The organism is Actinomadura formosensis NBRC 14204, from assembly GCF_001552155.1.
GTDB classification, from domain to species: Bacteria; Actinomycetota; Actinomycetes; order Streptosporangiales; family Streptosporangiaceae; genus Spirillospora; species Spirillospora formosensis.
On sequence record NZ_BCQQ01000005.1, the window covers coordinates 87,074 to 93,483 of the forward strand.

Below are 6,410 nucleotides of genomic sequence, written 5' to 3' on the forward strand. Positions count from 1 at the left end.
GATGCACTTCTGGGGAGCCCGATCCTCCCCCAGGGCTGAACATCAGCGGACGCACGGGACGAATCTCGGCCCGGCCCGTGCATCCGCCACCGGGGTCCCCGCCCCCCGCCGGAGCCCCCGGTTCACGCGCCCGCCACAGTTCCCAGGGCGCGGGAACCGGGGGCCCCGCTCTTCGTCCGCCGCCGCTGTCGGTGGCGGACGTCAGAATGGGGACATGTGCCGCAGCATCAAGACGCTTCGCCCGCCGTACGCCGAGGACGTGACCGACGAGGACGTCCGGGCGGCGGCGCTTCAGTACGTGCGCAAGATCTCCGGGTTCCGGGCGCCCGCGTCCCACAACGCGGAGGCGTTCGACCGGGCCGTGGCGGAGATCGCACGGAGCACGGCCGCCCTCCTCGAATCCCTGGAGGTCCGGGGAGGGCGAGCGCGCTAGGCCGTCACTCGGCGGCGACCAGCTCGGCGATCTGCACGGTGTTCAGCGCGGCGCCCTTGCGGAGGTTGTCGCCGGAGCAGAACAGGGCGAGGCCGTTCTCCACGGTCTCGTCGCGCCGGATGCGGCCCACATAGGTGGGGTCCTGGCCGGCGGCCTGCAGCGGGGTCGGGACGTCCGCCAGCACGACGCCGGGCGCGCCCGACAGCAGCCCGCTCGCGCGCTCCGGGCTGATCGGACGCTCGAACCGGGCGTTGACCTGCAGCGAGTGACCGGTGAACACCGGAACGCGGACGCAGGTGCCCGACACCTTCAGGTCCGGGATCTCCAGGATCTTGCGGCTCTCGTTGCGGAGCTTCTGCTCCTCGTCGGTCTCGGCGAGACCGTCGTCCACGATCGCCCCGGCCATCGGCACGACGTTGAACGCGATCGGCCGCACGTACACGTTCGACTCGGGGAACTCCAGCGCGGCCCCGGAGTGGGTGAGCCGGTCGGCGTTCTGCACCACCTTGGACGCCTGGTCGTGCAGCTCGGAGACGCCCGCGAGGCCGCTGCCGGACACCGCCTGGTAGGTGGAGACGACGAGCGCGGTCAGCCCGGCCTCCTCGTGCAGCGGACGCAGCACCGGCATCGCGGCCATCGTGGTGCAGTTCGGGTTGGCGATGATCCCCTTGGGGCGGTTCCGCGCGGCGTGCGGGTTGACCTCGGAGACGACGAGCGGGACGTCCGGGTCCATCCGCCAGCCCGAGGAGTTGTCGATCACGACGGCGCCCGCGGCGGCGACCTTCGGCGCCAGCGCCCTGGACGTGGTCTTCCCCGCGGAGAACAGCACGATGTCGAGGCCGGTGTAGTCGGCGGTCGCCGCGTCCTCGACGGTGATCTCGGAGCCGTCCCACGGGAGCTTTCGGCCCGCCGAGCGCGCCGAGGCGAACAGCCGCAGCTCGTCCACCGGGAATCCGCGCTCGGCCAGGATTTCGAGCATCTTGGCCCCGACCTGTCCGGTGGCCCCGACGATGCCGACTCTCATGCCGCTCCCTCTGGTAGATCGCTTGTCCCCGGGCGAGTCTGCCCAGGTCGATGGCAGGACGTCCAGTCAGTAACCCTACGCGGAAGGGGCAAGCCCTCCTTAACGGAACGCGTCGAGCCCGGTGACGGCCTTGCCGAGTGTGAGCAGATGCACTGCCGTCCGTCCACGAGAGTACGTCGAGGCCGGCACCCTGACCGGACAGGGGTGTACTCAGGGATGAATCAGGGACGAATCCGGATGTCAGAACCCGGCACCGCTGGGCATGATCCAGATATGGACATGGAGAAGCAGAACACGGGCAAGCAACTCCGCCGCACCCGCGAGGGCCGGATCATCGCGGGCGTCTGCTCGGGGGCCGCGCGGTTCCTCGGCGTCGACGCCAACATCCTGCGGCTCGGCCTCGCCGTCTTCACGCTGTTCGGCGGCGCCGGCATCGCCATCTACATCCTCGCGTGGCTGCTCATCCCGGAGGAGGGCGCGCCGACGTCGATCGCCGAGGACCTGGTCAAGAAGGCGAGCGCCTCCCCGACCGTCCAGGACGCCGTCCAGAAGACCAAGGACGCGGTCGGCGGCAAGAACCACGACCGGACCGGCGTCTAGGGCGCCGGAGCCGACCGGGTGATCCCGGACAGCTCGTCGCCGCCTCCGCCGGGCGAGGCGACGGCGGGCGCGGCCGGCGTCCCGGCGACGAGGCCGCCGCGGACCTGCTTCCAGCCGAGCGTCAGCAGCGCGGCGGCCGACAGGCCGAGAACGCCCGCGAGCGCGACGACCGTCTCCGGCCCGAACACCTGCGCGGCGGCCCCGCCGGCGAGGATCCCGGTGCCCTGCCCGGCGAGGAGGCCGGACTGGGCGAGCCCGAACGCCTGCCCCCGCCCGGCCGCGGGCACCGCGGCCACGAACGCGGTGTTGGCCACCAGCTGGTAGGCGCTGCCGACGCCCGACAGCGCCCACAGCGCGACGACCCACCACAGCGGCGGATGGATGCCCGCGCCGATCAGCGGCAGGCAGGCGAGCATCGACATCCACCCCATGACGTGCAGCCGGTTCGCCGGACGGACGAACCGGCTGAACAGCACCGAACCGACCACCATCCCCGTCGGCATCGCCGCCAGCAGCAGCCCCGCGGTCACCGCGCCGCCGCCGAACGTCGCCGCATACGGCACCGCCAGCCCCTCGGGGATCACGTAGAACGTGCACAGCCAGGCGAACAGCACCAGCGACCGCAGCACCCGGTCGCCGAACACGAGCCGCACACCGTCCCGCATCCCGCCCCACAGGCCCGGCGACCCGCGCTCCCGCCGTCTCGGCGCGGTCCGCCGCCGGAGCCCGCCGACGAGGATGACGGCCGACGCGCCGAACGTCAGGGCGTCCAGCGCAAGGGCCTCACGCGTACCGACGATCGCGACGACCGCGCCGCCTCCCAGGAAGCCGAGCACCTGCGTGACCTGGTTGGTGACGGTGGCGATCGCCGAGCCCGCCACATATCTGTCGCCTTCCAGGATGTCCGGCATGACGGCGGCACGCGCGGCGGAGAACGGCGTCCCCAGCAGGACGGTCAGGAACACCAGCGCGGACAGCGCCCCGACCGGCATCGCCACCAGCGCCATGACCGCCACCAGCACCGCCCGCAGCACATCGCAGACGATCATCACGGTGCGGCGCGGGAACAGGTCGGCCAGCCCGGACAGCACCGGCCCGCCCACGATCGGCGGAATGTAGGTCAGCGCGTAGACCAACGCCGTGAGCAGCGCCGACCTCGTGTGGTCGTACACGAGCACGGCCAGCGCGACCTGCGCCAACTGGTCCCCGAGAAACGACAGCGCCTGCGCCAGCCAGAGGGCGCGGAACTCCCGCACCGCGAACACCTCGCGGTAGGTCGCCTGCTCCTCCGCAGGACGACGATGCCAGCCGGTCTGCCTTCCCGCCACGCACGCTCCAGTTCAGTCCGCCCGGTGCCGGGCGCCCTCCCCATTAACTCACGCTGCGTGGTAGTTGTGTGACCTACAGTGGCATTTCTTCGAGTCAGTATCCTAGTTCGTGCAACTTCCGGTCATCGATCCCGAAGTGGTGTGCGATCTCGTGCACCACCGTTATCCGAACCTCCTCCACCACGTCCTCCCTGGTGTCGCAGATCCGGAGAATCTCTGTGCGGTAGATCGAAATGTGATCGGGCAGGACGGCCCCGTACCAGTCACCGCGCTCGGTAAGGGGTACGCCCTGGTACAGGCCGAGAAGTCCGCGCTCGGGCGCGTCGTCCTCGACGACGATGACGACATTGCGCATGTGGGCGGTCAGCTCGGGCGGGATGGCGTCGAGGGCCTCTGCCACGAGGTCCTCGAACTCATCGCGCGACAACTCCATCACACCCCCGATTCTGCTCCATAGAAAGGGAACACGTGCCCAAGGTCCGCACCGCGCTGGCCAAGGCCCTCGCCCCCCTCCACGCCTTCGGCGCCTCCACCGCCGGCCGCGTCCGCGCGTACGGCTCCCCCGTCGCCCGCCGCGTCGCCCCCGTCCTCACCGCCCGGTGGACACGCCTCGCCCTCGTCATCGTCATCGGCCTGGGCGCCGGCTACCTCGGCCTCCTCGGCGGCGGACGCTACGTCACCCCGGTCGGCCCGACCGACGTCCAGCTCACCCTCCACCCGTCCCTGCGCGGCGGGACGACCCTGAAACTGCCCCCGCTGGGCTCCCTCCGCCTCGACACCCACGAGGGCCCCGTCTCGCTGGAGGCCCGGATCACCGACCTGCGTCCCGACCAGGCCAAGAAGCTGATCGAGGACGACACCGAACTCGACCGCCTCACCGACCACATCGCCGACCAGCTCCGGCACGGCCTCCTCCAGCTCCTCATCCGCGCCGTCCTGATCGCCCTGGCCGCGAGCTTCGTCGCGTCCCTGCTGCTCTTCCGCTCCCCCCGCCGCGCCCTGCTCGGCCTGACCTCCTCGGCCGTGGGCCTCGTCGCCCTCACGCTGCTGACCTGGGCGACGTTCAACCCCCAGTCGGTCGCCGAACCCCGCTACACGGGCCTGCTCGCCAACGCCCCCCAGATCGTCGGCGACGCCCGCAGCATCGTCGAACGCTTCTCCGCCTACCGCGCCCAGCTCGCCCGCCTCGTCGGCAACATCTCCGAGCTGTACACGACCACCTCGACCCTCCCCACCTACGAGCCCGACCCGTCGACCATCCGCGTCCTGCACGTCTCCGACATCCACCTGAACCCCGCCGCCTGGAACGTCATCAAGTCGGTCAGCACCCAGTTCAAGGTCGACCTCATCGTCGACAGCGGCGACCTCATGGACCACGGCAGCAAGCCAGAGGACAAGTTCGCCGACTCCATCTCCGACCTGAAGGTCCCCTACGTCTACGTCCGCGGCAACCACGACTCCAAGGGGTCCCAGAAGGCCGTCGGCCGGCAGAAGAACGCCATCGTCCTGGACGGCGACACCCGCGAGGTCAAGGGCCTGCGCATCTACGGCCTCGGCGACCCCCGCTTCACCCCCGACAAGAGCACCCGCGACGACTTCCTCGGCGCCGACCAGCTCTACGCCGAGGGCCTCCGCCACGCCGAGAAGCTCCGCGCCTCCGGCACCGTCCCCGACCTCGTCGTCACCCACGACCCCACCGAGGGCGAGGCATTCTCCGGCATCACCCCGCTGGCCCTCGCCGGCCACACCCACACACGCTCCACCAAACTCCTCCCCACCGGCACCCGCCTGTTCGTCCAGGGCTCCACCGGCGGCGCCGGCCTCCGCGGCCTCGAACACGAACAGCCCACCCCGATCGAACTGTCCGTCCTCTACTTCAGCCGCGCCTCCCACCGCCTCCAGGGCTGGGACGACCTGCGCCTCGGCGGCCTCGGCCTCACCTCCGCCCAGATCGAGCGCCACCTGGAACCCGAACCCGGCCGCGCCGTCAAGCCCCGCCCCCCGGCGTCCTCGCCCCCCGCCTCCCCGACCTCGCCGTTCCCCTCACAGTTCCCGTCCGACTGGCCGTCCCGCAGCCCCAGCCCCACCGGCAGCCCGTCCTCGCCCCGCCCCCGCACCACCGAACCCCGGTAACCGTTTGCACGCCGCCCCGCCCCGTCCTCTACACTGACCACGTCGAGTGGCGACCATCTCCGCCACCACCGGGCCCCCTTCGTCTAGCGGCCTAGGACGCCGCCCTTTCAAGGCGGTAGCGCCGGTTCGAATCCGGTAGGGGGTACTTTCGGAACCGGCTCGACCGGAACCGATCGCCCCGTTCGCGGCATCGCGTTGCATGTCGACGGTCTCGGACGTGATCGTCACCTCGCACTCGACGAGGTTCTTCTCCCGGTCATGGCGCATCGTCAACCCGAAGACGTCCAGCAGCCGCCGGAGAGTCGGCTCGGGGAGCAACCTCAGGTCAACCGCCCCGGTCGGAAGTAGATCCAGCAGTTCGGGCGCCGGGCGGACGGGCGCCGTCTCCTGGAGTTCCCGAAGCCTGGCCTGCTCCGCGTTGAGGTCGGCCGCGATCTCGGCGGCGCGCTCGTTGACACGCTGAACGAGCGCTGGAGTCGGCTCTTCCAGATTCTCCAACGGGTCAAGCACGCGCGCTTGCCGCCGAGCCAGATCCTTGATCTTGGCTTTGGCCGTCGCCACCTGCGCCTTGTGCTCGTCCACGTGCTGATCACTCATCCGGGCGAGAAGCGCCTGCAGGCGTTCACGACGCTGGGCGCCGAAGATCTCGCGGTTGAAGAACTCGGTGAGCCCCACCATCAGGCGCTCCTCACGCACCCGGATCACAGCCGGATGCCCGTCGGGCAGGTAGGCGCGCTTGGGGCTGCACACGTAGTAGGTGTGGCCGGAGTCTTGCTTGCCGAACATCCGCCGACCACACAGCCCACAGGTCATGTAGGACCTCAGCACGAACACCGGCCGGGGCTTCTTGGGCCTGCTTGGGCCACCTGAGCGGCTGCGGGCTCGCGCCTCG

Annotated in this window: 6 protein-coding genes, 1 tRNA gene and 1 pseudogene; 4 read left to right on the top strand and 4 right to left on the bottom strand. The window is 70.8% G+C overall.

The window, feature by feature from the left end:
• The first annotated feature begins 214 nt into the window (after positions 1 to 214).
• Entirely contained in the window at positions 215 to 433 is a 219-nt protein-coding gene (locus AF1_RS02310; protein WP_067793184.1) for a DUF2277 domain-containing protein, read from the top strand.
• Positions 434 to 437: 4 nt separating this feature from the next.
• Here AF1_RS02310 and AF1_RS02315 read toward each other — a convergent pair whose 3' ends face one another.
• Positions 438 to 1,457, bottom strand: a complete 1,020-nt coding sequence (locus tag AF1_RS02315) for an aspartate-semialdehyde dehydrogenase (RefSeq protein ID WP_067793185.1) — start codon at positions 1,455 to 1,457, stop codon at positions 438 to 440.
• A 273-nt stretch (positions 1,458 to 1,730) separates the two neighbouring features.
• Here AF1_RS02315 and AF1_RS02320 point away from each other — a divergent pair, with 273 nt between their 5' ends.
• Complete coding sequence (locus tag AF1_RS02320; RefSeq protein WP_067793186.1) at positions 1,731 to 2,057, top strand: PspC domain-containing protein; 327 nt, start codon at positions 1,731 to 1,733, stop codon at positions 2,055 to 2,057.
• Here AF1_RS02320 and AF1_RS02325 read toward each other — a convergent pair.
• Complete coding sequence (locus tag AF1_RS02325) at positions 2,054 to 3,385, bottom strand: MFS transporter (RefSeq protein WP_084262352.1); 1,332 nt, start codon at positions 3,383 to 3,385, stop codon at positions 2,054 to 2,056. The two genes, AF1_RS02320 and AF1_RS02325, sit on opposite strands and share 4 nt — an antisense overlap.
• A gap of 94 nt (positions 3,386 to 3,479) precedes the next feature.
• Positions 3,480 to 3,821 carry a metallopeptidase family protein gene (locus AF1_RS02330; RefSeq protein WP_067793187.1) on the bottom strand — a complete coding sequence of 114 codons (342 nt, stop codon included), beginning with the start codon at positions 3,819 to 3,821 and terminating at the stop codon, positions 3,480 to 3,482.
• A gap of 32 nt (positions 3,822 to 3,853) precedes the next feature.
• Between AF1_RS02330 and AF1_RS02335 the strand changes: the two genes are divergently transcribed.
• Together AF1_RS02335 and AF1_RS02340 are read left to right on the top strand one after the other, a co-directional pair.
• Complete coding sequence (locus AF1_RS02335; RefSeq protein ID WP_084262353.1) at positions 3,854 to 5,518, top strand: metallophosphoesterase family protein; 1,665 nt, start codon at positions 3,854 to 3,856, stop codon at positions 5,516 to 5,518.
• A gap of 72 nt (positions 5,519 to 5,590) precedes the next feature.
• Positions 5,591 to 5,663, top strand: a tRNA-Glu gene (locus AF1_RS02340).
• Positions 5,664 to 6,208: 545 nt separating this feature from the next.
• Here the strand turns inward: AF1_RS02340 and AF1_RS36965 are convergent.
• A pseudogene (locus AF1_RS36965) lies at positions 6,209 to 6,331 on the bottom strand (recombinase zinc beta ribbon domain-containing protein); the annotation flags it as partial.
• Between the last annotated feature and the right edge of the window lie 79 nt (positions 6,332 to 6,410).

What these genes read in the sequence shown, in the direction of transcription:
- AF1_RS02310 (WP_067793184.1), top strand. Translation starts at nt 215, where the DNA reads ATGTGCCGCAGCATCAAGACGCTTCGCCCGCCGTACGCCGAGGACGTG.
- AF1_RS02315 (WP_067793185.1), bottom strand. Translation starts at nt 1,457, where the DNA reads ATGAGAGTCGGCATCGTCGGGGCCACCGGACAGGTCGGGGCCAAGATG.
- AF1_RS02320 (WP_067793186.1), top strand. Translation starts at nt 1,731, where the DNA reads ATGGACATGGAGAAGCAGAACACGGGCAAGCAACTCCGCCGCACCCGC.